The sequence below is a fragment of the Segetibacter koreensis DSM 18137 genome, from assembly GCF_000374045.1.
GTDB classification, from domain to species: domain Bacteria; phylum Bacteroidota; class Bacteroidia; order Chitinophagales; family Chitinophagaceae; genus Segetibacter; species Segetibacter koreensis.
The window spans coordinates 25,775-52,188 of record NZ_KB893334.1 but is presented as its reverse complement, the minus strand read 5'-3'; the positions used below and the strand labels follow the sequence as shown (position 1 = coordinate 52,188).

General features: G+C 38.3%; 24 protein-coding genes and 1 pseudogene. 7 read left to right on the top strand and 18 right to left on the bottom strand.

The window, feature by feature from the left end:
- A pseudogene (locus tag B154_RS33115) lies at positions 1 to 215 on the top strand (hypothetical protein); the annotation flags it as partial.
- A 111-nt stretch (positions 216 to 326) separates the two neighbouring features.
- Here the strand turns inward: B154_RS33115 and B154_RS33635 are convergent.
- Together B154_RS33635 and B154_RS0116050 are read right to left on the bottom strand one after the other, a co-directional pair.
- Positions 327 to 458 carry a hypothetical protein gene (locus B154_RS33635; RefSeq protein ID WP_018615276.1) on the bottom strand — a complete coding sequence of 44 codons (132 nt, stop codon included), beginning with the start codon at positions 456 to 458 and terminating at the stop codon, positions 327 to 329.
- 154 nt (positions 459 to 612) lie between these two features.
- A complete protein-coding gene (locus B154_RS0116050; protein ID WP_018615275.1) occupies positions 613 to 1,938 on the bottom strand; it encodes a phosphatase PAP2 family protein in 1,326 nt (441 codons plus the stop codon).
- A gap of 417 nt (positions 1,939 to 2,355) precedes the next feature.
- Here B154_RS0116050 and B154_RS0116045 point away from each other — a divergent pair, with 417 nt between their 5' ends.
- The 4 genes from B154_RS0116045 (at position 2,356) to B154_RS32475 (ending at position 5,455) form a co-directional block, all read left to right on the top strand.
- Positions 2,356 to 3,411, top strand: a complete 1,056-nt coding sequence (locus tag B154_RS0116045; RefSeq protein ID WP_018615274.1) for a sensor histidine kinase — start codon at positions 2,356 to 2,358, stop codon at positions 3,409 to 3,411.
- Positions 3,404 to 4,096: a LytR/AlgR family response regulator transcription factor gene (locus B154_RS0116040; protein WP_018615273.1), complete on the top strand. Its 693-nt coding sequence runs from the start codon at positions 3,404 to 3,406 to the stop codon at positions 4,094 to 4,096. The genes B154_RS0116045 and B154_RS0116040 overlap by 8 nt, the downstream gene beginning before the upstream one ends.
- Before the next feature lie 358 nt (positions 4,097 to 4,454).
- On the top strand, positions 4,455 to 5,225 hold the full coding sequence (locus B154_RS0116035; protein ID WP_018615272.1) for a DUF3575 domain-containing protein: 771 nt from the start codon (positions 4,455 to 4,457) through the stop codon (positions 5,223 to 5,225).
- Positions 5,226 to 5,257: 32 nt separating this feature from the next.
- The gene (locus B154_RS32475; protein ID WP_157580813.1) at positions 5,258 to 5,455 is read left to right on the top strand and encodes a hypothetical protein; all 198 of its coding nucleotides are present in this window, start codon (positions 5,258 to 5,260) and stop codon (positions 5,453 to 5,455) included.
- A gap of 11 nt (positions 5,456 to 5,466) precedes the next feature.
- Here B154_RS32475 and B154_RS32470 read toward each other — a convergent pair whose 3' ends face one another.
- Positions 5,467 to 5,634, bottom strand: a complete 168-nt coding sequence (locus B154_RS32470; RefSeq protein ID WP_157580811.1) for a hypothetical protein — start codon at positions 5,632 to 5,634, stop codon at positions 5,467 to 5,469.
- A 622-nt stretch (positions 5,635 to 6,256) separates the two neighbouring features.
- On the opposite strand from B154_RS32470, the gene B154_RS0116025 reads away from it, so the two are divergent.
- Positions 6,257 to 6,904: a hypothetical protein gene (locus B154_RS0116025; protein ID WP_018615270.1), complete on the top strand. Its 648-nt coding sequence runs from the start codon at positions 6,257 to 6,259 to the stop codon at positions 6,902 to 6,904.
- 522 nt (positions 6,905 to 7,426) lie between these two features.
- On the opposite strand, the gene B154_RS30215 is transcribed toward B154_RS0116025, so the two are convergent.
- The 15 genes from B154_RS30215 to B154_RS28775 all read right to left on the bottom strand — a co-directional run bounded on the left by B154_RS30215 (position 7,427) and on the right by B154_RS28775 (position 25,773).
- A complete protein-coding gene (locus B154_RS30215) occupies positions 7,427 to 8,176 on the bottom strand; it encodes an HsdM family class I SAM-dependent methyltransferase (protein WP_071595301.1) in 750 nt (249 codons plus the stop codon).
- Positions 8,177 to 8,190: 14 nt separating this feature from the next.
- Positions 8,191 to 9,261 carry a methyltransferase gene (locus tag B154_RS0116015; protein ID WP_018615269.1) on the bottom strand — a complete coding sequence of 357 codons (1,071 nt, stop codon included), beginning with the start codon at positions 9,259 to 9,261 and terminating at the stop codon, positions 8,191 to 8,193.
- 136 nt (positions 9,262 to 9,397) lie between these two features.
- Entirely contained in the window at positions 9,398 to 9,556 is a 159-nt protein-coding gene (locus B154_RS32780) for a hypothetical protein (protein ID WP_169337677.1), read from the bottom strand.
- 221 nt (positions 9,557 to 9,777) lie between these two features.
- A complete protein-coding gene (locus B154_RS0116005; RefSeq protein ID WP_018615267.1) occupies positions 9,778 to 10,635 on the bottom strand; it encodes a uracil-DNA glycosylase family protein in 858 nt (285 codons plus the stop codon).
- Positions 10,636 to 10,904: 269 nt separating this feature from the next.
- On the bottom strand, positions 10,905 to 12,281 hold the full coding sequence (locus B154_RS28795) for a restriction endonuclease FokI C-terminal domain-containing protein (RefSeq protein WP_018615266.1): 1,377 nt from the start codon (positions 12,279 to 12,281) through the stop codon (positions 10,905 to 10,907).
- Between the two features lie 86 nt (positions 12,282 to 12,367).
- Positions 12,368 to 13,855 carry a class I SAM-dependent DNA methyltransferase gene (locus B154_RS0115995; protein ID WP_018615265.1) on the bottom strand — a complete coding sequence of 496 codons (1,488 nt, stop codon included), beginning with the start codon at positions 13,853 to 13,855 and terminating at the stop codon, positions 12,368 to 12,370.
- A 106-nt stretch (positions 13,856 to 13,961) separates the two neighbouring features.
- A complete protein-coding gene (locus B154_RS28790; protein ID WP_018615264.1) occupies positions 13,962 to 14,597 on the bottom strand; it encodes an HNH endonuclease in 636 nt (211 codons plus the stop codon).
- Entirely contained in the window at positions 14,590 to 16,152 is a 1,563-nt protein-coding gene (locus tag B154_RS0115985) for an AAA family ATPase (RefSeq protein ID WP_018615263.1), read from the bottom strand. The genes B154_RS28790 and B154_RS0115985 overlap by 8 nt, the downstream gene beginning before the upstream one ends.
- 77 nt (positions 16,153 to 16,229) lie before the next feature.
- A complete protein-coding gene (gene qatD, locus B154_RS28785) occupies positions 16,230 to 16,979 on the bottom strand; it encodes a Qat anti-phage system TatD family nuclease QatD (RefSeq protein ID WP_018615262.1) in 750 nt (249 codons plus the stop codon).
- On the bottom strand, positions 16,976 to 18,322 hold the full coding sequence (gene qatC, locus B154_RS0115975) for a Qat anti-phage system QueC-like protein QatC (protein WP_018615261.1): 1,347 nt from the start codon (positions 18,320 to 18,322) through the stop codon (positions 16,976 to 16,978). Before qatC ends, qatD begins: the two co-directional genes overlap by 4 nt.
- 2 nt (positions 18,323 to 18,324) lie before the next feature.
- Positions 18,325 to 19,260, bottom strand: coding sequence for a Qat anti-phage system associated protein QatB (gene qatB / locus B154_RS0115970; protein WP_018615260.1), 936 nt, complete (start codon positions 19,258 to 19,260; stop codon positions 18,325 to 18,327).
- 2 nt (positions 19,261 to 19,262) lie between these two features.
- Entirely contained in the window at positions 19,263 to 21,137 is a 1,875-nt protein-coding gene (qatA, locus tag B154_RS0115965; RefSeq protein ID WP_018615259.1) for a Qat anti-phage system ATPase QatA, read from the bottom strand.
- Between the two features lie 15 nt (positions 21,138 to 21,152).
- Positions 21,153 to 22,391 carry a restriction endonuclease subunit S gene (locus B154_RS28780; protein WP_018615258.1) on the bottom strand — a complete coding sequence of 413 codons (1,239 nt, stop codon included), beginning with the start codon at positions 22,389 to 22,391 and terminating at the stop codon, positions 21,153 to 21,155.
- A 153-nt stretch (positions 22,392 to 22,544) separates the two neighbouring features.
- Positions 22,545 to 25,295: a type I restriction endonuclease subunit R gene (locus tag B154_RS0115955; protein ID WP_211217507.1), complete on the bottom strand. Its 2,751-nt coding sequence runs from the start codon at positions 25,293 to 25,295 to the stop codon at positions 22,545 to 22,547.
- 220 nt (positions 25,296 to 25,515) lie between these two features.
- Positions 25,516 to 25,773 (bottom strand): ribosomal maturation YjgA family protein, encoded by a 258-nt coding sequence (locus B154_RS28775; protein WP_083934972.1) that lies wholly within the window; start codon positions 25,771 to 25,773, stop codon positions 25,516 to 25,518.
- Between the two features lie 92 nt (positions 25,774 to 25,865).
- On the opposite strand from B154_RS28775, the gene B154_RS0115945 reads away from it, so the two are divergent.
- Positions 25,866 to 26,168 carry a relaxase/mobilization nuclease domain-containing protein gene (locus B154_RS0115945; RefSeq protein ID WP_018615255.1) on the top strand — a complete coding sequence of 101 codons (303 nt, stop codon included), beginning with the start codon at positions 25,866 to 25,868 and terminating at the stop codon, positions 26,166 to 26,168.
- Positions 26,169 to 26,414 lie beyond the last annotated feature (246 nt).

Below are 26,414 nucleotides of genomic sequence, written 5' to 3'. Positions count from 1 at the left end.
CTATTTGTGTGATCCTTTTTTATTTGACCGGACATACATCAAAAGACATCGTCGATGTAAACACCCCTTTCTTATTTCGTCCGCAGCACTTTGGCTTTAATTTATGGATTGTTTACATTACCTGGCTTTTTGTTATAGTGGTTCTTTATAAGCCATGCAAATGGTTCGATCAATACAGACGAAACCACAGGCAGTGGTGGCTTAGCTATTTATAAAATATTTACAGAATGAAAGATAGTTGTGCGACTGAGGATGGGGAATGCTTGCAAAGAAGTATTCTGTATAGCCTAAAACTTCTCCGCAATATCCTCCTTTTTTAGAGTCTTTCAACAATCACTAAAACTCCCCAAGGCACTCTCCCATTCTCCGCTATCTCCTCCGCTCGACCGTCCTTGAGGATTATCAACAGCATCATAAGTTTCAACAACGTTTAATGATTGCAAATCCTGCAGCTTCATCGGGTTAAGGCTGTGGTGAATGTTGGTTCGGTAGCCGTAGAACCAGATCTCTTTTGTCCAGCTCTCTGCCGCTGGGTTTGTGCAATCTCCTCCGACAGTAGATCAGGATCGGGAAGGTTGTCTACGTCAGCAAGTGGTTTATCTTACCCATGTGTCATCTCTTCATCCAGGTTTCAACAATATATTTTCCCAAATCAGCACCCATTTGAAGTGCTACCTCATTATCTGTGCGGAAATGAATGCCTGCATAAAATCGTGAAGCTGCACATTCTTTTGCCAATTGTTGAAACTGTTCGGCGTCTGCAGGAAAAAAATATTCAAGTACTGCGCAAGAAGTGGCCGCTCCTGCAGCATGGCCAGACGGATAACCGGGGAAAGGTGGGGTTGGAATAAGAGGCTTATAAGTAGTATCGTATTGAGATGGCCTTATACCCCAATATGCATATTTTGCATCCATGATAGCAATTACGGCGTCATGATAAGCCGTAGTTAATACAGTGTATATACGCGCAACAGCAGGAGCATCGTCTTGCATACGGTATTCAAATATTTTTTGGCCTACTAAATCCATCCACACATCTCCTTTGCTTGCCCAATAATATGCTTGTGAAGCGGATTTAAAAGTTTGTTTGAAATTTTTCATTTCCTTCATATCCTTTGCAAAATCAGGAGGAGGCGCAGGTCTGAATTGGTTTGCTGAATGTATAACGATTGGCGTAAAGGAAGCGAGTGTTATACCTAGCGGGTATGGGCCTGTCCATTTTTTTGGGTCCTTGTTCATTTTGCCATCCCAGGCTTTAGCTGAACCATCGTTTTTTGCTTTTTCTATAATCTGCTTTGCAACCTGCTCACCAAGCTTCCAGCCTGCTTCTACATCACTTGGAAATTGCACGCCTGCATCAATCCTTGATTGCGAGGCATCATGGGCAATTTGCAAAATCGAGTCCGCTTTCGCGGGAAAAAAATACGCAAGCACATTGGCGGCCGCAGAAGCGGTTACAGAATGTTCACATGGATAAGAATAAGTCAGAGGTGCGTTAATGGCAGTTTTAATAGAAGTATCTAAAACGCTGGGACGTTTTCTCTTATATTTCAACTTTTCCTTCCACGCTAAAATAGTTGCATCATAAATGGCAATGTTCATCCACGCATCCGGCATGCGCAGCTGAACCTCGAACTTTTGAGCAAGTAGCTTGGGCACTATTTGATTCCACCGGTAACATGGCGCCCCTGCATCCCAATATTTTATTTGCTGCATTTTCTTGTCATCAAGCTTCCTCAGTCCCAGTTTCAAAGATTTCAATTCTGCTTTAGTTTGATCCGGACCGGGAGCAGCAGGTATTGTTATTTGCTCTGATTTATCTAACAACCATGTATGCCATGTGGCCGCTTCATAGTTGACCGGCTGGCGCTGCTCCATTTGCGCATTTGCATATACTGCAGTAAAAACAATCGCAAGCGAAAGAATAACGTGTTTCATAAAAGAGGTTTTAAAAGGTTGTTTTACAACTAGTCTTGTAAATTTTACTATTAGCTATCGACTATTTAGTACAAGAATACCTAATAAGAAAATTTGAAGGAAGCGGTTGTCAACAGATAACAACTGCTGGTCAACAAACAACACAATTGCGATAACCACCAGGAATAGCTGCTAAAAGAAATCTGCGTTTTTTACAAAATTTGATGATTAGGAAAAGCTGAATAAAGGTTTGTTTTACAAGTGAGTGACACGACGATGTTAAATAGCGAACATTGACGGCTAATCCCAATAGCTATCAATTGCACTTCTCACTCTTTTAATTGACTTCGACTTGTCGTTCGTTGACCACAAAATCAATTATAGAGATTGTGGAATAAAAAGGAAAAGATTTGACGATATTTATATCATCTAAAAAAGATGAAGAAGCCATTTGATATAAAGCTGGTTAAATTTTATCTATGGGTCGGTCTCGGTTACTTTTTTTTGGGGCTCATGGCCACTATGGGAAGTTATCCTGGCAAATTTTTTCCGGTTGTTTTCAATAATGTTTGGGGCGTTATTTATCTTATTGCTGTCAACTTTATACTTCTTGAATATACCATTCCATTTGTTTTAAAGAAAAGAAGTAACGTTAGCTATAATATTCTCCTGGCAATTATCCTTTCATTCGTTCATTTGATGTTATATTCTTACGGTTCCTATCTATGGAGGTCACTGGGACTGCAGTTAGGAGTTTATACAGCCTTAAAAAATTACTCCTCTTTAGACGCCCTACTTCAAAATCAGATGGGATATAGTATGGGGTCGGTTTTCCTTTTTGGCATCATCCGGCACATTTACAACTATACAAAACTAAAACAAGCAGCTCAGCGCTTGCGAATTGAAAAACAGGAAGCAGAACTCAACTACCTGAAGTCTCAAACGAACCCACATTTTTTATTCAACACGTTAAACAATATTTATTCATTAGCGAGAGATAAGAGTGACCTTGCACCGGAGGCAATTTTACGCCTGTCGAAAATGCTGCGGTACATGTTATATGAAACCAGCGCGGCATACATAGCTATAGAACAGGAACTAAAAATCATAAGCGATTACATCGCTCTTGAAAGCTTGCGTTATGATGACTCCTTACGCATCAATTTCAATCACGATGTTGAGGATATGAAACAAGCTCTACCACCACTGCTGTTGATACCGCTAGTTGAAAATGCATTTAAGCATGGCGTATCAGAAACCAGAACTCGGCCATTTGTTGATATTCATTTATCGGTGAATAAACGGCAGCTATCATTCTTTGTTAAAAATTCGTCGGAAGCAATTTCTAGCGAACGCAATGTAAAAGAAAATATAGGTCTATCAAATTTAAGACGTCAACTCGAATTACTATATTCAGATTACAGTTTATCGGTTCGTCAACATCAATCAGTCTTTACGGCGACTTTGAAAATTAACCTGGCAAGCCATGTCTAAAATAAAATGTATTGTAATAGAAGATGAGCCTTTAGCAGTAAAGGTTTTACTTGATTATATATCACAAGTTCCGTTTCTTGAATTGCAAAAAACATTTAAAGATGCCATTCTTGCAACTGACTTTTTACATGATAATCATACGGACCTTATCTTTTTAGATATCCATTTGCCAAGGTTGAAAGGAATGGCTTTTTTAAAAACACTTATTCATCCGCCTGCCGTAATTATCACGACGGCTTATCATCAATATGCGGTGGAAGGGTTTGAACTAAATGTAACAGATTACCTGTTGAAGCCATTTGAATTTGAACGTTTTTTGATAGCTGTTAATAAAGTAAGAACATTACAAAAAGAAATACACGAAGTGGATGAAAGCAGGGAGGCAAAAGATTACCTGTTTTTGAATGTGCAAAAGAAGAAGGTGAAGATTTTGCTCTCAGACATTATCTATGTTGAAAGTCAGCGCGAGTACATAAAGATTGTTACAACAAAAGGGGAATACATATCAAAGATGAGCACTCATGATATTGAGGATTTGTTACCTGCAAATCTTTTTAAACGCATTCACCGGTCTTATATAGTTTCTATAAACAAAATTGACTCTTATACAGCGGAGGAAGTTGAGGTAAACGGGGTGCAAATTCCAATTGGAAGGGGTTATAAAGATGTTATTGAAAAATGGTAGCAATACCAATTGAATTATAACCGTGCAAAAGCCCGAAGGCAACAGTTGATGGTCCCATTGTCATTAATTATGAAAATTCAGACTTTGGTTGACAAATGCTAATTTCTATATATTCATCACCGTTGTTCTCTTGTGCTAACCTTCTTAGTGTAAACAACAGCATTTCAAGTCTTACTTTTAAGAACACGCAGAGCCACTGATGGATTTAATAAACCTGATATTGAAGCATTTGCTCATTTTTTTCCTGTTGCAATGATTGCAACTTATTGAAATTGCGCCTCGTCTTTATTACATGATTTGGGCAGATTAAGCCCCCGAAAACTTTTTTTTATTTGTGGTTAAACATCAAAACTAAAACATGCAAAAAATTTTAAAGTCGGTCGCAATAGCTTGCTTACTAATTGCTACCCAATCTGTAAATGCTCAAAATGAAGCAAAAACTATTTCTATTGACCAAAAGAAAAACGTTTTTAAAGTCAATCTCACCTCCTTGATTTTTAAGAACCTTTCCTTTCAATATGAAAGAGTTGTAGCAAAAAAGACCTCGGTAGCACTTGGTTTGAGCGTAATGCCTAAAACCGGTTTGCCATTTGCTTCGACTGTAAAAGATAAGTGGGGTGGTAATGCTGATGCGGCACGAGCTATTGATCAAACACAACTAAGCAACTTTAGCATCACGCCTGAGGTTCGTTTTTACTTAGGAAAAAAACAAGCTCCAACAGGTTTTTACATTGCTCCATTTGGTCGCTACAACCAATTGAGGTTTGATCAGATTTACACGTTTACCCCAAGTGATAATACTTTACATACCGCAAACGTTAAGGGAACTCTAAATAATATTGGAGGCGGAATATTGATAGGATCACAATGGAACCTGAGCAAGAGCATGACGCTTGATTGGTGGATTGCAGGTCCAATTTATGGTTCAAGCAATGGGAAGCTATCTGGCACAGATCCAAAAGGCATTCCTGCACAGGATCGTGCAAAGGTTAAGAGTGACATCGAATCAACAAACATTCCAGGAACTAAGATGGAGGCAACTGTAGGTGCTAATCAGATAGATGTAAATTTAAGTGGACCGTATGTCGGCCTACGAGCATTCGGCATTGCTCTAGGCATTAAATTCTAATTTTAAAATACTCTTCATATTTTTCGTTCAGCATGGGCCGGTGTCTTTACACCGGTCCTTTCAATTTCAGGCGGGGATTGTGTGCACCATTTTGTCTTGTAATAGGAATGGGTACGTTGATAGCTGTCCTGATCGTTGCAAAACTAAAACTGGTAACTGCTCAACTTGCAGTGCCGCACGACAGTTCACCGGTACGCCATTTACTAAACACCTTCTCAAAAAGAAACTAGCGCATCGGCTTTTAAGCCGCCTTTCTGCCTATCGGTGGATTTATGATGATGCCCTTCAGCAGTGCGTTAGCAGTAAACAACCTGGGAGTGACGCATAAACAACTGCCCTTGTTATTTAGGGTTTCCCGGTGCAGTTCTCTTGTCATTATGCCGCTTGCAGGGCGAATTGCCGACCGCATAGACAAGTTTAGTAGTCCTCTGTCTGTATAAAATATTCAAACTGCTTTGAAACCTGCAACTTATTTGCAGAGGCTTGTTTAATTTTATTATCAATTAATACGTAAGCAATGTCCTCTTCACCTTTATTAGATATCTTTAAGAATACATCCACAACTTGCTTGAAACAATCTTTTTTTACTGAATATTCAGGCTCCGCAGTAACAGAATAGTTTTTTGAAAACTAAATAATTTTTTCCCGGATAGTCCCTTGTCTCAACTGTAATAAGTTGCAAATTTTGTTATTAGAAAGATTACGGTCAATTAAATCAAAAAACAACACAAGATTACGTCACTGATTTCTCACCGCATCTCCATCATGTCTTTTCCTGAAATTGGCTTTTTGTATCTGAAAATGTTGCGATTTTGACATTTCGAAAGTTTAGATCGGTATCGATCTATAGAGTGGATCGGTTAGGTAACACCGCACGTTGCGGCCGTGCAATCTGCTGGCTTTTCGTTAGACTTAGAGCTTATCTGCAGCAGCTAGACTGTTCCTAAAGACAATAAATGTACGATGAAAGGCGTTTGAAATTATTATTAGTAGGTTCTCTAACAATTCAATAAACTCTACACTTTAGCTTTATGCAAAAACTACCTGTCTTTTTTTTGTTGCTCTTACTTGTTTCTTGTACAAAAAATTCTACTTCTATCAACCAAACTAGCAATAGTCAAGGTAATGGTCAAACCGAAAGTAAAACCGTATGGCCAGTCGTGACGGGGAATTATTGGGTGTATCGAGACTCATTGTTTAATGATAATGGGTCTTTCGGTTCCGTATTCCCTTCCGATACACTTAAAACTACTGATAGCGTGACCTATGAAGGAAAAGTATTTTATGGAACTAATCCCTTTTATGTTTCCCGCACATACTATAGGCAAGTAGATGACAATACAGTTGAAGAATATGATTACAACATAAATTCTTCCGCTATCATTTTTAAACGAGTAGAAGCAAACAATACAATAATCAGGAGTCAAGATGCAGTTGTTCCGAACGAACATGTTGTAACGACTTTAACCGGCTACACAGATGTTATTAATATCTATGGTTATGATTGCATTAGAAATGAGAATACGCAGACGGTTAATGGGGACCTTTGGCTGAGAGTTGTAACTTATGTGAAACCAGGTGTTGGGTTAGTACGAATGGAATACTATGTAAAATACAAAGCGTCAGAAAAATTAAGGTTATATTTCACCAGGACTATGGTATCATATAAGATTAAATGACACACAGCTTGCGATCTTAGCTAATTGTATTGCAACCTGTATGGGTCCTATTGTTCTACAACCGGGCTTTTTTATTTAGCGAGGTCGGAGGTGGATTTTAGAAACAGAAAAATAAATCAATAGAATTTTAAAGCAAGATAGGCGATCCGATAAATACTTGCCACTCAATTGAAATTACTAGATTTTTAAAGTGTAACAGGATATCGGTTCATTCTCCTCTATCAACGTCCCTCAGGATTTAAGCTAGATGAAAATCAAAAGTAACAAGCTCTAATTCACCTGCTTCTTCAATTAATGAGTCTTTCAAAACGGTATCTCTATTCGGAAATTTTTCCTTTGTGATAACAACAATTTATTGAAATTAGCAACTCGTTCAGAGTACCCGCCAACTAATCCGTTGAACATAACCGGTAGTACAGATTCCGTTCTTTATAGGATTCTTTATTAAAAAAATCGTTGATATCAGTGTTGTAAATCATAAGAAATCTCTTTACTTTCTTCCCTTACTTACATGTTAAAACCCTACAATTGCCCCTTCAACCTCCTCAACACCTCCTGGAAACTTCCCAGCGCACTCTCCAAATTCTCTGCTATCTCCTCCGCCAAAACATCAGGATCAGGTAGATTATCTAAATCAGCAAGTGATTTGTCTTTTAGCCAGGTGATGTCTAAAGATGTTTTATCGCGAGCAATGATTTCGTCGTAGGTGTACTTCCTCCACCTTCCTTCAGGATTATCAGCAGCATGATACGTCTCAACACGTTTAAACCTATTGTCAGGATTATAACAAGTAATAAACTCCTGTAGATCGCTAAGCTTCAGTGGGTTCTTTTTAAGTGTGTGGTGGATGTTGGTGTGGTAGTCGTAGAACCAGATCTCTTTTGTCCAGGGGTCTTTGCTGCTGGGTTTGTTGTCGAAAAAGACAACGTTTGCTTTTACGCCGTTGGCGTAAAAGATACCGGTTGGCAAACGAAGGATGGTATGCACATCTGGTGTTTCCAACAGCTTTTTACGAACCGTTTCTCCTGCCCCGCCTTCAAACAAAACATTATCCGGAACAACTACTGCTGCCTTGCCTGTTGTCTTTAGCATCCAGCGGATGTGCTGAACAAAGTTAAGTTGCTCGGTGCTGTGGTTACCCAGAAGTCCTGGCGGTTGTAGGTCTTTTTTCTCCTGTTCGCCTTCTTCATTTCTAAAGGTTTGACTGCTCTTTGTAACAAGGGATGGATTGGCAAATACACGGTCAAAGTAATTTACCGAAGGGGCAACCAAGCGGTAGCACTCCCTTATTTATATGCAACTGCCGCGCTCGTTGGCCCGGCCAAAGGAACTAATTCTGTTCGCCTGAATCCTGCTGCTTTGGCCCATTTCTCAAAATCATTTAGTGTATAGTCAAAAGCATCACCATTTTCAATTAGCATATTTAAACTCATCAGTAAGCCAAATGTATTTTGCCTCCGTTCATTATCAATAATATTTTCAATTGCAATAAAAACTCCATTTTCTGGCAGCACGTCATATACTTTTCGTATTAATTTTTGTTTCGCTTCTTCATTCATCCCATGTAATATATTGCCCATAGAAATAAGATCGGCTTTTGGCAGGTCTTCTTTCATAAAATCCCCTTCACATGTAGTTATGCGATCACTCAAATTAAACGCTTCAATTTTCTTTTTTGCCAAAGGTTCTACAGCCGGCAAGTCAAAAGTGATGCAACGTATAGCAGGATGGCGAAGGCAAATTTGTATACTCAGCCACCCATCCGCACCTCCAATATCGAGCAATTGATTGTACTTACTGAAATCAAATTTGTTTGCCAGTTCGATAAAATTGCCTGTCTGAATACCGCTCATAGCATTCATAAATTCCTGCAGCTTTTCCTGGTCTTTATATAGGTCCTCAAAAAAAACCATGTTTCCCTGTGATGTTCCCTTTGCTTCATTTTGCGGTTGCCCAGTTATTAATCCATCTTCAAGATCGCCCCAATATTTGTAAAGGCGGTTGTTTGCCATTTCCAAAATGCCACCCATATAGCTCGGCTTGTTTTTATCTAAAAAAATGCCAGTGTCCTCTGCGTTTGAATACATACTATTTTGCAGCAAACCTGTACGCTCTAAAAATCCCAGTGAAACCAATGTATCCAGCCAGTCAAACACATGCCTGTCGTCGCAGCCTAAACCAAGTTTTTCCTTGATCTCTCTTGTCGACAAAGGCTTCGTTGCAAGAAGCGTAAACAATTCGAACTTAACAGCAGTAAGCAGTACTTTAGAAGCCCAGAAGCCCATCCCCAATTGCATAATTTTTGAAGGAGTAGGTGTGGGAGCAACTTTTTTTTCGGAAGTAACTTCAGTTAGCATAATCGTTAGTTTAAGGTTTAGTAAAAACAGGAGCAGTATAAAATTAAAAAAAATAACGGCAATTGCTAGTAGCGCGTGAGATATAAAGTTTTAAAAAAAGCAGTTTACTTGGGTGAGCTCCCAAGACGAGCTACTGTTACCCCTTCAACTGCCTCAACACCTCCCTAAAACTTCCCAACGCACTTTCCAAATTCTCCGCTATCTCCTCCGCTAATACATCAGGATCAGGAAGGTTATCTAACTCCGCAAGTGATTTTTCTTTTACCCGGGGGCCCTTTACGATTATCTGTTGCATGATATGTCTCAACATGCTTAAACCTATTCACTGGGTTATAACAGATGTTGAAGTCGTTCAAATTGTGTAGCTTCAATCAGTTTTTCTTGATAGTTGCACCGCACTATTTTGTTGGCAGCTAAGTATTAAGTGCGGTTTTTTGATAGGTCGCAATTGGTGCGTTAGTTTCTGAAATTCTCATTTTAACAGCAGAACCCTGTAAATATATTATTACTAGTCTCTTAATTCTTCAACTTCACCTTAATAAATTCCACATACTTTTCAATAATATCCTCATTAGAAGAGACGCCGTAATTGATTATTCGGGTATTATGGCGTACTAGTGGGGAAAGATGCATTAAAGGAAGAACAGGAATGTTATTATAAAATAAATTAAGATGGGCAGTATCACTTGTATTATTACTAATTTCCAAAAGTCGCTTATACGATACTTTAGGTTCTTTTATGCTTGTGAACCATAAACGTGGGTGCTTTCCCAAAGTCACAATAAGGTCCGGTTTAACTAATTCCACTTCTCTTGCAAATATTTCCTGATGAATTGCTCCATTTCCATACGCCTCTGGATTTGTAAAGGCTGCTATATCATAACTTCTTTTGCCCTGAAATTTGAAATATAATTTAAAAGTATCAGTTAAATATACTGTTAGATTAAGCTGCTCCATCAAACCGCTCATCAATTGCCAATAAATGTTATGTTGAGTTAAATGAAAAGCATAGGGGGTACCAAGCGAAATAAATTTTTGCAGATCAGGTTCACTTCTTAGTGGATCGATACCTACTACCATTATTTTAGGGGTATCTTCACGGTAATTATAATATACCGGCACATCTATTCCAACGTATTCAATAGTTGGAGCAGTGCGCTCTACATATCTGAAGGAAGGAATTAATGAAAAAGAGATTGGATATTTTAAAGAAACCTCTTTCGACGTTCTTACCTTGCTGTAAAAAGCACTTAACACTTCATACAAATTTGATGCTCCTTGTGGATCATCAAACTTAAATATCTTCTCTTGAACTAAATCTGCAAGTTTAGCATTCCAGGTAGGGTTGCTACAAAAGGATGGGAACTGATTCACGATATACGTTTTTTTAAGGATTATACTCGAATTAATTGCTTTTGTTTCAGACTTATTTTTCACCGCTTCAACCTCCTTAACACCTCCCTAAAACTCCCCAACGCACTCTCCAAATTTTCCGCTATCTCTTCCGCCAACACATCAGGATCAGGAAAATTATCTAAGGCAGCAAGAGATTCATCTTTTAGTCAGATAATGTTCAAAGATGCTTTTTCACAATGTGATCATAAGTAAACCTTCTAAATCTACCTTCAGAAGTCCGATAGCATCTAATAGTCTCCAAATTTCTCAATTATACTCTCTTTAGTAACAATGGTTGAATAGGATATTAAAGCATCAATAATTTCATTTAGGGGCAACCTGTCTTTAGTCTTATATGCTAAAAGATATAAAAGAGCCTCAGATGTTAATAAAATGAAACGCTTGACGTCTGTATTCCAAGTTATTGAATTAACAAGCTCGTGCAAATTGGATTTAAACGAATTTGAGACGATAATAAAGCCAATCTTATTAAAACCTGCCTGTCTCAGCTTTGGGCAATAGTAATTTATATACTCTCTTATTGCACGATCATCAGTTCCAAGCGAATAACCTAGCGAGTATGCCTTCGCATCTATAATAAAGGCAACATGCTCTTCGCTAAATTTAATTATTGCATCAGGTTCACGACCTGCCCCCTGGCCTAACATCTCTAGTTCAAAATCTAATAGCCGAAACACTTCACCGACCATTTTCTCAAATTCGTGTCCTTTTGAGGAACTGGATCTTTCCGTACTTGCGCCCAATTCAACCAATTTACAAACTTTAGGTATCAGATAGTCTGTCAACTCGAAACCTGGGGTAACAACTTTAATTTCAGCTTTGCCTTCAACAATAGTAGCAGTATTAGTGGTAGGAATAGGAGGAGAAGTAGCAGGAGTAAATTGCTTTTTTTTCGGCTGCTTCCAATTTACTGACACCGTACCTGAAAAATGCCAAAATGCATGTTCAATCTCCCAGTTTGAAATGGAATTTTTCCTCTGCTGTATCAAATAGTTCTTGATTTCCTCATTCAAGTTATAAAACTGCTTATAATTTTCTTGTGGTGTAGACTGCTCTTCCCATATACCTAACTCTTCGAAGGAGTTGATTAGGGAGCTATACATAACCGGCCACTTTTGGAAGTCATGAATCTGCCAAAAGTAGGAAAGAAAATATGCAGCCGATTTAGGATTAGCGCATTTTCTCTTGTCTATGGCCTTCAATTGATATTTGCTTGTGTACACAAATAGTTCCTGCATCCTTGATAGTGCATCATCAAGGTCCGTAGGTTCTGTAATAATTTTTTTAAGTAAGGCACTAAGTTTATCAAGTTCATTCTCGCTTGATTTTGTAAGTAGATTAAAAAACATTTGCCCTTTAGCTGCGGTAAATCCCCAGTAGTTATTTTGCTTATTGTAACTGTCAAGGTTTGTTTTAAACTCTAACAGATTTGTTTTATCAGTTAAAAAGTCTCCTATAATTTTTTTTATCACCTTTATTGCCTCAACTCGAGAACCGTCGATGTTTTCAATTTCATTGCCTTTTGTATCAAACGACTTTTTGTTACTGTTGCTATAGGCAAACCAAATGGCATTGATTCTTGATTTTGTTTCTTCAGTTAGCATTGTTTGTTTAATTAGCTACTCTTTTAATATCAAAAAATATTTATTTGCATACTACTATTGAACTAGTGAATCCCTTAGTTCTTGAACTAATTCACCCCCTTCAACTGCCGCAACACCTCCCTAAAACTCCCCAACGCACTCTCCAAATTCTCCGCTATCTCCTCGGCTAATGCATCAGGATCAGGAAGATTATCTAAGTCAGCAAGTGATTTATCTTTTAGCCAGGTAATGTCTAAAGATGTTTTATCACGGGCAATGATCTCTTCATAGGTAAACTTCCTCCACCTGCCTTCAGGATTGTCAGTAGCATGATAAGTCTCAGCACGTTTAAAACGATTGTCTGGATTATAGCAGGTAATAAACTCCTGCAGGTCGCTAAGTTTTAATGGGTTCTTTTTAAGGGTGTGGTGGATGTTGGTGCGGTAGTCGTAGAACCAAATCTCTTTTGTCCATGGGTCTTTGCTGCTGGGTTTGTTGTCGAAGAAGATAACGTTGGCTTTTACGCCGTTGGCGTAAAAGATACCGGTAGGCAAACGAAGGATGGTATGTACATCTGTTGTTTCCAACAGCTTTTTACGAACCGTCTCTCCGGCCCCACCTTCAAAAAGGACATTGTCCGGAACAACTACTGCTGCCTTGCCTGTTGTCTTTAGCATCGAGCGGATGTGCTGAACGAAGTTCAGTTGCTTATTGCTGGTGGTAGCCCAGAAGTCCTGGCGATTGTAGGTGAGGTCTTCTTTTTCCTGTTCGCCTTCTTCGTTAGTAAAGGTTTGACTGCTCTTTTTACCAAAGGGTGGATTGGCTAATACATAATCATAATAAACAGCTGAAGGAGCAATCAGCGCATCAGCCGGAGATATATTGTTGTCACTGTCTATATCGCCGATGTTGTGCAGGAACAGGTTCATCAGTGCAAGCCTTCTTGTGCCTGCAACTATCTCGTTGCCATAAAAGGTATTTAGCTTAAGAAACTTCTTTTGTTCTCTATCCAGGCCCTTATGATGCTCAACAATAAAATCGTAAGCGGCTAAAAAGAAACCACCGGTACCACATGCAGGGTCTGCAATGGTACGCATTGGTTCAGGACGAACACATTCTACCATTGCCCTTATCAGCGAACGTGGGGTAAAGTATTGACCGGCTCCGCTCTTCGTATCTTCTGCATTCTTCTCCAGCAGCCCCTCGTAGATGTCGCCCTTTACATCTGCACCCATCATTACCCAGTTCTCGTGGTCTATCAGGTCTACCAGTTTATACAGCTTGGCAGGGTCCTGTATCTTATTCTGGCTCTTGGTAAAAATCTGTCCCAGCATGCCTTTCTCCTTACCCAACTCACGAAGCAGGATGGAGTAATGCACCTCCAGCTCTCCACCACGAAGCGCAGTTAAGCTTTGCCAGTTATATTCTTGTGGAATAGCAATATTACGACTGCAAGGCGGCTTGCTATATTCATCTGCCATTTTCAAAAACAGCAGGTAAGTAAGTTGTTCTAAATAGTCACCATAGCCCACACCATCATCACGAAGGGTATTGCAAAACGACCATACTTTAGAAACTATTTGATTCGTTGACATTTAGTATTTTGTAATTATTATGGTACAAGCTGAAGTAACTCCGATTAATCATCATTGCGTCGCATTTCGTTCATCGGCACAATTTGCATGATACTTTTTCAGCTTATTATTTACCCAGAGCAGCCTCTAACAACAGTTCATCTGCAGGTAAGAGTGCATATTTTGTTTTCAATTGTGAATGTCTGAATTCGCCCGCCCTTAACTCACTCATATCTGGATTGTCTAATCCAAATATCTCAATAGATTTCCTTGCCTGGGGGGAATCATTTTTAACTTGTATAAGCAGTTCTATTTCGTTATCTGTCCACTCGTAATGTTCTTCCGGATCATCAAGATAAGGATGCACTATGTTGAACTTGCACTTCGAGTAAATAGTTTTCTTTATGCTTATGGTATCCTTTGTACCTTTCTTTTCTGGAGAATTACAATAATGGCATGCAAGCACTAAGTTTTTTAATGTAAAAGTAAACTCTGGATGACGGAAATAAGCCTTTGGTGCTATATGTTCGATTTGACCTTGGCTTGTGCCTTTCAACTTCAATCCACAGAAACCACATACTTTTTGTGACGCCTCTAAATCTACGCGTATTTTTTTCTTAATTGCATCAACTTCGTCATTTGGTGGATAATCCCAAGGATTATTTCCCTTATAGTTTATAAAAGGTTCATGTGGTCTGACTTTAGCAAGTTCTTTCACTTCGCTAAGGGTCAATGAAGAATTGTGTATACATTTTTTAATCATTGGTGAGATATTCTTCCGCTTTCGCTATAATTAATGTTATTGGATCTGACGCAGAAAATTTGAGTGATTTTAATTTCTCAACTATTCTCTGCATCTCTGCATATTCAGTTGACTTTATTGCAATATTGTGAAGCAAAAATCTTAAGTCTTCTTCCAAGTATTTGTTGCGGGTCGTTTTGACATCGAAAATTGAATAAAGCACTTCTTCAGCCGACCAACCATATGTTTGAGCAGTCAATAAGTTCGCTGAAATCTGACCCGCATTTTCGTTGTTTCTTAAAGCCAAAACGGAGGAAGAGGTATTCTCAAGATCGGATACTATAAAATGAGAATGGCTCGCGAGAATAAAATGACAGGTCGAATACTTATAAAACATTCGTTTAAGCTCATGAATATATCGCATCTGCCAATTTGGATGTAGGCTTATTTCAGGTTCATCTATAAAAATCAGGCTATCAGGTTGTATTCTTGAGAAAATACCTAATAGAGAGATTAATAGATGGTATTCACCAGAACTACTGTTTTCAACTCCATATGCTTTTGTATCTTTTTTCTTAATTCTTATACCCTCCAACCTTAATAAATCAAGGAATATCAATTCTTCGATTAATGAATAACTTTCGAATATTTGTTCTTCTTTGAACACATCAATAATGAACTCTCTCGACCTTTTAGAATCCTGCTTAAGAACCAGTCCGTCACTGATATCGTTTAGCAATTTTAAGAGACGTAAGATTTTTTCTTCGTCTTCTTTGATCTTTTCATAATACCATAAGCCCCAAGGCTTATTTTCCCTTTTCCTTTTTCCATTTGTTGCTATCCACCATTCCGTAAAGAATTGATGAAAGTTTTCAAGTTTAGCAGTTTGCTTTTCAAAGAGGTCTTTATACTTTATAGAATAACTAACCGTTAGCTGCTCTTCCAAACCCATGAAATCCAAAATCTCTGCAAGATTGATCTTAAATTCATTTGTCTTTGTTGCATCAAAAAGATAACGGATTGTTTTCCTCTCGAAAGTTTGCGTACTAGAAGTACTTCTATTTCTTCTAACACCTAAATATTGGTAGAAATCATCAGGAGTGCTATCTCGAAAAGTGAATCGATCAGTCAACATAACAGAAGACACCAAGACCCTCATAGGTAATTCAACTTCTCTACTTAGAACTACAAAAAAATCCTTTTCCTCGGGAGACAGACTTTCAAAATTTTTGGGTTTATTTTTCAAACATTCAACTTTTCTGTGCTCACCCTTTTTGTTGAAAATTTTAAATCTTCCAGTACGTATTTCGTAAGTATCCTTGTAAAACTTAAACTCTATCGAAAAACCAAAGCTGTTAGTCCAGAATAAACTTTCATCAAGTTGAAAATCCTTAAAGTAAACAAACGTATCAGCAATAGCTTTAAGAATATGACTTTTACCTGTCCCATTTGGTCCTATCATTACAGTTGTATAAGGAAACTGTTTATTTTCAACCTCTTCGTAGTTTACAAAGTCCAGCTTTAAGTCGCGCAGCACAGGATGATTATCAAATTGAACTTTTAAAAGTTTGAACATAATTCGTTAAATTAAATATTAAGCTGTTTCAGCTAGTGACTATTAAACTTCTTCATCTCCTGACGTTTTAACAAACTTTAGTTGACGTCCTTCAGCATTGTTTTAAAGTTGTTATAGATACAGCTTTTCGCCGCTTCCAAATCTTGTTTCATCATTAAACCGAGTCCTTCGGTAGCAGCTCGTAAGCTATCCAGGCGAGATTTAATATTATCGCTGAACGTAAAAGGTGCATCTGTTTCGGTAAGTAACAAATGATTTGGTATTGACATGATGATTTGTTTACCTTTTTCTGAAGCGACCATTTTATGATTTACAGAAAAATAATATCCGTTTCGAATAGCTGCTTTCAAATCCGTTTGATTTCCTGAGTACCAGTGAAATATTACTCTACAACTTGATTTCGCTAAGTACTTTTCTAATAGCTCAATCGTTTCTGATGCAGCATTTCGAGTATGAATTGTAAGCACTTTTTTGTCACTTGATTTGCAGAGGCTGAGTATTTCGATAAACACCTTCTTTTGATACTCGAAGCTTTTACTAAAACGTGGAGAGCCGTCTAATCCAATTTCACCTATATATTTGGTGTCACCAATTAGCTTTTCAAACAAATTTAGTTGGCTTCCATATTGATCAACTAATTCTGGATGCATTCCCAAAGCCACTCTAATATTTTTTGAATTTGAGAAAAGCCTTTTGCTTGGTTCGTAAATAAAGGGTGCGTTAGTAACGCTAATTGTTTTTATTGGCAGAGAATCCTCATTCGTCCAACTATATTGAATGTTTTTTAGTAAATCGACGTGGCAATGTGCATCAATATAATAATTCATGCAGTAAGTGTAACTCCATTTAAAAATTGATCAACCTCGTTTAATGCCCTACTATAAACATCAACATAACGTTGAACTTGTGTTCCTAACCGACCTGTATTTCTAATTGCAGCCGTCAAATAAGATGGATGCCGCTTTACTTTTTCAATCATATATTTAAAAGCTATTACGTCAGCTCCTTTGGCAGTTTTAATGTCGATTGGAGTTGAATGGAGATCGACACCATAAGGAAAAGGATCGTGTTGACTAGCTGCACGAAAAGATGACTGGCGAATGATACATGGGACACAATAGCCACAATGCTTGTTTGAACTTCCCACTCCACCTTGATATCGTCCTGCTGCAGGATGACTGCATGACATCGTTTCTGTGTTTATTACGAGAGATTGATTGGCACATTCAATTAGCATTTCTCCTTTAGTTTTAAACTGATAAGGATTATGTAAGGTAACACCTAGTCCTAATTGAGAAAATAACTCCTGCATCATCTTCAAATAGTAAGGATGCGTTGTACGAGTACTATGAGATCCTATACGAAGAGGTGTTAATGGCAAGTTTAAACTAATCATACCATTTTCTGGAATTACCAGCGTGGATGTTTGATTTAATGAGGAAGCACAAACCCCACCCAAAGTTAAAAAGAGAAAAGATCTACCTCTTTCAGTATTGTCTAAGCTATCGAATAAGTCTTCTTTAGGAATACTTAAAAAAGCATGTATCCTTTGTGGAGCAATATTATTATAGTGAGATGCTAAAGCGGCAGCACACTTTGATTGATATGGTGCAACATCTGCACTTTTAGAATGCCCAACTAAAAGCGGTCTAATACCTCTTTCCAATAAGTCTATCGCTCCAATAAAACTGTCCATCCCTCCTGAAAACAAACAGACAGTATCTGTATTGTAAGGCATTTTATACTTCTTACGATTCCCCCTAGGTGAAAGAATAGGCATATTTGTTCTAGGACGAAAATAAAGAGTCCAAATATCGCCAGTAAGAAAGCGAAATATCTTTTGTAAACGATCACTTTGATTACTCCAGCGAACAGGATCACTAACAGGTATATAGAGATCTATTATTCTTGTCCATGAATCTTCTCCAAATGTTTTCCTATCTATTCTTGTATCAGCTGCATACATGGTACTAGCAACCACAAGAAGATCCATAGCAACTTCAGAAGGCTCAAGCTTTAATTTTTTAAGACTTGAGAGTAATGCATGAACACTTACACTTGAAGATGCTGTAAACATTTTAAGATTACCGGTTTTTAAATATTCTCGTCCGCTCACATCCACTCCGGTATCTTCTTCACCCACTTTTGTAATTAAGGCAAGCTTTCCCATAGTTAATCATTTGTACCTGCCATTGCATCAAAGGCAGTTCGGTAAATGTTTTCAATGTTTCGTTCAAGGTCTTGTTTGTCTCCCCGTCTAGTAGCACTTATTTCAGGCATTATTTGATTGCGTACCATTCCCTTTACAATTTGGTAAATACCATTTTCAATCTCTAACAATGCTTCAATATCAACAAGGGTTTCTGTGTATTGATTTCCGATATCATTAATAACTCTTTGGGCAATTGTTTCTTCAATGAAAATCGCCATCATAACTTCTACCTGATCATTGCTTAAGTCATTTAAATCCATATCAGGTGCATCTTCACAAATTCGTATAACAGTATTTGCATAAGCGACTTTTGTAATACTATCATCTTGGGTGTCTTCATAGACTTTACCCGTATCACTAAAAACTAAGTCGCCTAATGCAGATAAGGTATCAAGTAACGGTTGATTTACGTATTCCGCCAGATTAAATTCAGTCAGGGCGGTGGTAGCACCCCGTCTACGAATGGTGTCAATCGTCTCGTAGAATATTGCTACCCGTGATGCTGATGGCCGCATCCTTCTTGCAAGGGCGCTGGTACTTCCAGCAGCAGTTCGGCTGTAACTTTTTAATGCTTGCCTCAAAGAAGTTGTATCTCTTCCCCCACTGCGTGAATATTTATTGAACTGCTTCTTGGGGAGGGTGTAACGATTGTTACTCCTTGTTTCGGCTCCTCCAAGCGGAGGATTGATACTCGTCTCCCCATCTCCATTGGGCGCAGGACCTCCATTATTATCTCCTGGTTCTGCATCACCTGAATTGTCTTCTGGGCTGCTTTGGTCTGTTTGATCCATGTCAGGTGGTGATGATTGCGGTGGAGGTAGACCTCCATTATCAATCCAACTAGGTATAAGTGGATTTCCCCCACCAGCGCCACCACCCGAACTTGATGTTCCCATATTTATTTTACTTTAAAACTTTTTGCTAGTGATTGTAAAGTTTTATTTGAATCCTGTCTTGCCCAGGTTTCAAAAAGTGCTCTCACTTTTTCTTTAGCTTGTTCATTCTTTAATCCCCCCAATTCTGCTACTGCCCAAGGACCTAATTCTGATGGTGGAAACGAAACCATTAAATTGATCATTCTTAGTTCAAGAGACTCATCTACTTTAATAATTCTTAATAACCCCTTGATAGGAGCAGGAATATTTTTCAAGTCTGTTGCCGCCCTGCTTTCAGCTTCAAGTTTGTCAAAAAGCAAAATCCTTTCTTTTGATGTAATCGTCTCAAGTTGTTTTTCTGCAGTACGCAACCCAAGATCAGAATTGCTATTTAACATTCCGAGTAATGTCTGCAGGTTGTCAGGGAAAAGAGAACTTGCATCAAATCCAACAGCTTTTTCTTTTGAAATAAAAATGTAAGGTCGAAGGTCTACCGAACTTAAGGAAGGTTCAAGTGATAACCACTCTCTCCATTCAAGGTCTTGCTTATCTACAGTTTTCTTTTCTGTTACCTTACCGTCTCCTTTTTCAGTTTCCTTCTTTTGTTCATCTACTTCAATAGTTGAGGATATCCCATTATCTGTTGAAGTTACCTCTTCTACCAAATCGTCAAACTTCTTTGATTGGAACCTTTCTAATAACATGAGTTTCGCCAGCACGTTCATCTTCACTATATCTTCCAATCCATAAATGCGGGCTATCCTCATTCGCATAAAGAGAGTATTCATAAACCTTTTAATGTTTCTTGGATTTCCTTTAAGCCCAGATGCTAAGGTGGGCGTTAATTGATCTGCAACTAACAACGTTTCTTTTAGCCCTGTGGCATCAGATCCAATTGCTTGTGAAATAATTTCATAGGAGAGGTTCACGGTGTCATAAGGTCTTTTCTTTTGTTTATTATAATGTTCGTATACATTTTTCAGTTGCTCATAATCGTGTTTTAAGTGATGCTGGAGCATTAACAACTTAATATAGTTTCCCGTTTGTGCTTTATTTAATAAAGGGATTCTGATAGGGATTTGAATTAACTTTTCTAAGTAATTCTTTGTGTAGTCCTGATAGTCTGCTGGCAGGTTGGGGAAGTGTTCCCTCACTGCATACTCAATCATTTTCTCATCTGCCGACAATACGAAAGTAGTGCCCTCGACAAAAAGGAATAGACGAATTGCTTCAAGAATTTCAATTACAGATTTAGGTAAACAACGATCTAAATCATCAACAAGGATAATTATATGATCAACTTTCGAAGTTTGAATTAATTTTTTGAACTCTTTCCGAAAAGCCTCAATTTGTTGAGTAACCGATTCTTCCTCCGCCTCTTTTAAAAAAGACTCATCATCTTTAGAACTTTCATCTCCTGCTTTGATTCCTATCAATTCCTTCCCCTTATTATACCAATTGCCCATTTGTCCAAACATTATGGGCAAGGGTACACCGGTAAGAAGCGTCACCGCCGCTGAAGAAGAAACCTTGGCAACTTTAAGCCAATTAATTCGCTTAAACAAAGACTTTGCAAGCTTTTGTATTCTCTCACTACGAGGTTGTAATCTTGCTAGTTCAGAAACGACTGTTTCCATTAAAGCTGTCTTAGCATCTTCGTAATCCTGAAACAACCATCCATTAAAAAGGATGCAATGAATTTCAGATACTTTAGCTTGCTTTTCCAAAGCTACTTTTGCCTGTAACAAGGATAAAATAGAAGATTTCCCCACACCCCAATCACCATAAACTCCTATAGTAAGTGGCCGCAAATGATTATCATTAATAATCTCAATTATAGTTTGTGCAATCTTATCATGCCCAAGTAAATCAACATCTGTTTCTTTATCGTTCCACATAGAAATAATATTATTTTACATCAACTTCCCTTCAAAGGCTTTCTTTAAAATACTTTGTCTTAAAGCCTCCGCTTGTTTTAGGCTGTTGGTTATTGTTTCTTCTATCTTATCACAAACACTAAGGCGACTTTCTATTTCCTGAACGATTTGTTGTTGTTCTTCTAAAGGTGGCAGCGGAACTTTTAAAGTTCCTATTCTATTCAATGCAAGCTTTCCTAATGTTGCAGATAAGATTTTCCCTTTAATTTCTGTTTGGCAAACATGTGAGTTCAACCATCTCGCTAAATAGATATTTTGAACATTTTTTAATTCGATGATCTTGGCCGCATTTTCAGTAAGTATAGCGTTACCTATCTTTTCTGGAATCACACCTGCATCACCAATACATGCACCGACAATAGTTATGTAAACTTCGTTACCAGTAACTTTGTAATTAGCAAGTGCATCAAACGTTTCTTTATGAATATAAGTTGGTGAATGCTTCACAGTCCCATCTTTTAGATTGCCTGCCATTATATAAACAAACTCCGTCTGTTCTTGGGAATAAAGATGTTTAGGCGGCAATCGTTTTCCTCCTTTTACTTTCCCTACATCATTTATTTCAACCCACTTCCATCCTTTCGGTAACTCTCCTTCGACAAAATCTTCATTTGTCAACTTCCCTTCAAAAGCCCATTTTAATACAGCTTGCCGGTATACTTTTAATTGCTGTTGTGCTGTTTTTATTTCTTCAATGCCTTTATCTATTTCGCTAAAAAGTTCTTCTATTTTAGTTACAATTAATTTTTGTTCTGCCATCGTAGGCAGAAAAATCTCTGCTTCCTCAAATTTTTTCTTAGTAATATGAGCAAGTCCTGCTGTGCCGTGAGCTTTACTAACAAATTCTTTTACCTTATTATTTAAAGCATATAAGTAAAACTTTTTATCAATCTTATCTTCGTTTACTACTACTCGAAAAATATGTTGATTCAATACAGCTTGATCGCCTTTCCAAATGTGGGCACCAAAGGAAGTATCAGGAGTTCCTGACCATGCAAATAATAAATCGCCTTTATTAAGTACAAACTTTTTGTCTACAGGAAAATTACAATAGTTATAAAAAGATTTTTCCTTGTTTAGATTTTGGATTCTGACAATTGGCAAACCTTCTGAACCCCATTCAGAAGGTTTAAATGCTTTCCCGTTTATATAAGTAGCAACTTCCCCGAGAGTCACTCGTTCCCAACCTGTTCGTATGTCTCTACTAACTATCATTTATTTTCTTAAAATATTGCTCAATATTGTTATCCACTACAAGAGTGCGACGCAACGGATGTTTCATAGTAGCAATGTTGTTTGGTTCATAAAAAAGTTCCTTTCTTTTATCAGGAGATTGCTTCGTCGTACTTCCTCGCAATGACGGGAAGTCTATGCTACCAAACTTTCATTTAATTCATTAATAATTTCATCCGTTTCTTCGCCAAATAACTGCCACATCTTACCCAGACCGCCTTGCTTGTTGAAAGGGTCGAGTTGGAAATCGTCTCTGTCTACATGAAACGAGTTGGCTATGTAATCCTTTATCATCCGCAGCCAATGTACCTGTTCTTCGGTGTACTTTAGCGTGCCTGCCTGTTTCTTAAAGATCCACTCCTGGAAATTCTTATCTACCGTTTTATCAAAAGGGGTAAGGGTGTTATCAATTCCACTTACTTTACGCACCAGCGATACCAAAGCAATCAATTCGTTCTTTGTACTGCCATTTACTTTTTCGAGTTGTTCGTAGGCCTGCCACACATGTAAAGGCGCAAGAAGGGGTTTGTTTGTCTTTATGGTTTCTACCAGGTCTTTTATCATCTTATACGATAACTCTCTTCTGCGGTAAGGCTGCTCGTAGAATATCTGTAAAGCAGTTATCTCTGTTTTATGTTGTTCTATCCATTCCCTGAATTCATCTACCAGTCCTTCAGCAGCGGCTTTATTGTCTTTTACCCAACCCATTTTTACAATCTCGTCCGCATTAATTGTATCAATTACCTGGTCGTACTTTTTACGCACATCAATAATATAGTTACGAAGGTCGGGATCGTTGAAGATATCAGTAGCCTTTTCAACTATGGTTGACAGTTGTTCGTTGATAGTTGATTGTATTTGTTCGGGACTTGCTCCGGGCATTTCACCTTCCACCTTAAGCCTTATACCTTCCACTGTATCTGCGTCATAAGCATTTAGCAGTTCCTTTACTACATGATTAATGGTTTGTCCGCCTGCTTTTTCGGCAAAGCTCATTTTCTCCTTTTCGTTGACCTGTTTATCTAAACGGATCAGGCGATTGGCTAAGGTGGTAAGCATGTCTTCGCTGGTATCTCCTAAATGTATTCTTTCAAGCACTTCCTTCAGGCTCATGCCTGGCTTTTTTTCAAGAGGACGACTGTCGGTCTTTTGGCTTTTCTCAACACCTATACAATCTATAATTACAAAATGATCTTTGGTGAGTTTTGCAGCAGGTGTACCAGTAGCCCTAAGTTCTTCGAGGCTGCATGTACGGGTACCACGTCCTTTCATTTGTTCGTAATAACTCTTGCTTTTTACATCTCTCAAAAAAACCAATACTTCTAATGGACGGATATCAGTACCGGTAGCAATCATGTCGACCGTAACAGCAATGCGGGGATAATAGCTATTGCGAAAATTGTTCAATATGCCTTTAGGGTCGTCAGCATTATAAGTAATCTTTTTGCAGAACTTATTTTCTTCGCCAAACTCTTCACGAACGATATTGATGATGTCATCGGCGTGGGAGTCGGATTTAGCAAAGATGAGGGTTTTGGGAACTTCGAAAACCCCGGCGCCTTCGCCTAAAGGGGAAGGAGTAAAACGGTCAGTAAAAATTTGTGGTAATTGTTCTTTTATCGTTTTAACGATTAATCTTATCTGGTTTGGGTTAACTACATCACGGTCTAATTGTTTTTGTGTGTAGGTTAAGTCTTCATCTGCTGTTTGCCAGAATTGTTTGCGGGTTAGTTTTTCACGTTTACCTACATATTCACCCATTGCTATCTTAGCTCCTTCCTTCGTGATCTTTGTTTCTATTTCAAACACATTATATGGTACCAATACTCCATCCTGAACAGCTTTTTGGTAACCATAATCGCACACAAGATTTTGATTGAAATAACCAAACGTTCTGTTATCGGGTGTGGCGGTTAAGCCGACCTGGAAAGCGTCAAAATAATCCAACACCTGTTTCCATAAGTTGTATATGCTGCGATGACATTCGTCAATTACCACAAAATCAAAAAACTCCATTGGTACTCTTTGGTTGTACACAACGGGTAACGGCTCTTTTTTCGTAAACGATTTTTCTGCAGGATTTTCCTCTTCGTCTCGTTCATCCAGCTCTATACCTTTTAGTATAGAATACAATCGTTGTATGGTACTGATATAAACCTGGCTATCACCGGGAATAAAGGAACTTGTCAATCTTGTTACACCATATAATTCAGGAAAGAGGCGATTATCATCTTGCGGTACATATCTTCTAAACTCCTGTTCTGCCTGTTCGCCTAAGTTCTTTGTATCAACCAGGAACAGGATGCGTTTGGCCTTGGTAAATTTTAGCAGGCGGTAAATGCTTGTAATGGCCGTAAATGTTTTACCACTACCAGTAGCCATCTGCACAAGGGCTTTTGGCTTAAATTGTTTGAATGATTTTTCAAGATTAGTGATTGCTTCTACCTGGCAATACCGTAAGCCGGTAAGTGGTAAAGTAGGCAGTTCAAGAAATTTCGATCTTAACGACTTTCCTTCCTGCAACCAGTTCTTAAATGTTTCAGGACGATGGAAAGTAAACACCGGGCGAGAACGAGGCTTGGGATCGCGATAGTCGGTAAAACGGGTTACCCCATCTGTACTTTCATAAGCAAAAACCAAAGGAGCATTATCTATCAACCGAAGTTTCGCCTTCGCATAACCTTCTGTCTGGTCTTCATGCACGGTCAGGTGTATTCCTTCTTCCTCACGCTTTGCTTCGATAACCCCAACAGGCTTCTTATTTACAAAAAGAATATAGTCAGCAGGACCAACGTTCGTTTGGTATTCGCGAACGGCAACACCAATATTTGCAGCGAGGTTTATTTGCTTTTTTGATTGTACTAACCAACCCGATGCAAGAAGCATTTTGTCAATTTTGTCTCGGACAAGCTGTTCGGGGTTTTGGTTAGCAATCAATGGTGTAACTTAGATTTGCTAATGTAGACTTTTTTTCAACCTGTCCAACCACATATTTATGTGGTTTTATGAAAAAAAGCAGTTTTTAGAAAATTAAGGCACTACCACAAGGAATTAGCGGACCAAGCAACAGGGTAAATAAAGAAGTCTGAGCAGTTACAATTTTTATCTATGTCTTCCCCATTCCTCTTCGTTTTGTTCGAAACCCCTCAACAATAAATATAAATAGAACTCCTAAAGTATAAGCAACTATATCGCTCCAGGAAAATGAACTTCCTAAAATAAGCCTGGCGACTGTAAAGTTTTGAAGCCCAAGCACTTTTATAAACTTGAAATACTGAGATACTTCGACTGCATAAGAAAAAGCCAACACATACAAAGCAAGTCTATTAACAGATTCATTCCAGAAACTCTTTAATGTTGATATCCTTGTTTTGAAGGGTTGTCCATTTTTCTATTAAAAAACCATGAGGATTATTATCTGATCTGGCTGCAAATTATTTACAAGACGCAAACACTATGAATTTTTATCAAAAATTGGCGGGCTTTGAAAACCTCAATATCCTAAACGACAGGGCAATAACAAAAACTATTCATGTATCTCTAAATTTCGATCCCCGCGAGAAATTGAGTAAGGAGGTGCTTTCTACGATAGCTGCGGAGTATATGAGTAGGATCGGTTTTGCTAAGCAGCCTTACCTGGTTTATCAGCACCTTGATGCTGGTCACCCTCACATTCACATTGTCAGCACTACCATTCAGGAGGACGGCAAACGCATCAGCAAGTGGTGTAAGCTCCGGTTAAAGTACCCACCAAAGTAAATTATCTGTAGATAGGCCAACAAGGTCATAACCAATGAGGGCTGGCTGTAAGTGTGCTGTAAAAAAGTAGATGCCTTCGTTAGAAGCATTTAGTGACTACTCTCATTAGCGCCCGATACCTTGTCTCAAGCTATGAGATGGGATCTCGGCAGGACAAAACAATATTCCGGGATAGAATGCTTTGAAAGTAGAAATATTAAAAGTATATTCATCACGCTTTGCGCAACTACAATTGGAAAAAGCCAA

Coding starts and splice junctions, on each gene's coding strand:
- B154_RS33635 (WP_018615276.1), bottom strand. CDS start 458: ATGAAGCTGCAGGATTTGCAATCATTAAACGTTGTTGAAACTTATGAT.
- B154_RS0116050 (WP_018615275.1), bottom strand. CDS start 1,938: ATGAAACACGTTATTCTTTCGCTTGCGATTGTTTTTACTGCAGTATAT.
- B154_RS0116045 (WP_018615274.1), top strand. CDS start 2,356: ATGAAGAAGCCATTTGATATAAAGCTGGTTAAATTTTATCTATGGGTC.
- B154_RS0116040 (WP_018615273.1), top strand. CDS start 3,404: ATGTCTAAAATAAAATGTATTGTAATAGAAGATGAGCCTTTAGCAGTA.
- B154_RS0116035 (WP_018615272.1), top strand. CDS start 4,455: ATGCAAAAAATTTTAAAGTCGGTCGCAATAGCTTGCTTACTAATTGCT.
- B154_RS32475 (WP_157580813.1), top strand. CDS start 5,258: ATGGGCCGGTGTCTTTACACCGGTCCTTTCAATTTCAGGCGGGGATTG.
- B154_RS32470 (WP_157580811.1), bottom strand. CDS start 5,634: ATGCGGTCGGCAATTCGCCCTGCAAGCGGCATAATGACAAGAGAACTG.
- B154_RS0116025 (WP_018615270.1), top strand. CDS start 6,257: ATGCAAAAACTACCTGTCTTTTTTTTGTTGCTCTTACTTGTTTCTTGT.
- B154_RS0116015 (WP_018615269.1), bottom strand. CDS start 9,261: ATGCTAACTGAAGTTACTTCCGAAAAAAAAGTTGCTCCCACACCTACT.
- B154_RS32780 (WP_169337677.1), bottom strand. CDS start 9,556: ATGCAACAGATAATCGTAAAGGGCCCCCGGGTAAAAGAAAAATCACTT.
- B154_RS28795 (WP_018615266.1), bottom strand. CDS start 12,281: ATGCTAACTGAAGAAACAAAATCAAGAATCAATGCCATTTGGTTTGCC.
- B154_RS0115995 (WP_018615265.1), bottom strand. CDS start 13,855: ATGTCAACGAATCAAATAGTTTCTAAAGTATGGTCGTTTTGCAATACC.
- B154_RS28790 (WP_018615264.1), bottom strand. CDS start 14,597: ATGATTAAAAAATGTATACACAATTCTTCATTGACCCTTAGCGAAGTG.
- B154_RS0115985 (WP_018615263.1), bottom strand. CDS start 16,152: ATGTTCAAACTTTTAAAAGTTCAATTTGATAATCATCCTGTGCTGCGC.
- qatD (WP_018615262.1), bottom strand. CDS start 16,979: ATGAATTATTATATTGATGCACATTGCCACGTCGATTTACTAAAAAAC.
- qatC (WP_018615261.1), bottom strand. CDS start 18,322: ATGGGAAAGCTTGCCTTAATTACAAAAGTGGGTGAAGAAGATACCGGA.
- qatB (WP_018615260.1), bottom strand. CDS start 19,260: ATGGGAACATCAAGTTCGGGTGGTGGCGCTGGTGGGGGAAATCCACTT.
- qatA (WP_018615259.1), bottom strand. CDS start 21,137: ATGTGGAACGATAAAGAAACAGATGTTGATTTACTTGGGCATGATAAG.
- B154_RS28780 (WP_018615258.1), bottom strand. CDS start 22,391: ATGATAGTTAGTAGAGACATACGAACAGGTTGGGAACGAGTGACTCTC.
- B154_RS0115955 (WP_211217507.1), bottom strand. CDS start 25,295: ATGCTTCTTGCATCGGGTTGGTTAGTACAATCAAAAAAGCAAATAAAC.
- B154_RS0115945 (WP_018615255.1), top strand. CDS start 25,866: ATGAATTTTTATCAAAAATTGGCGGGCTTTGAAAACCTCAATATCCTA.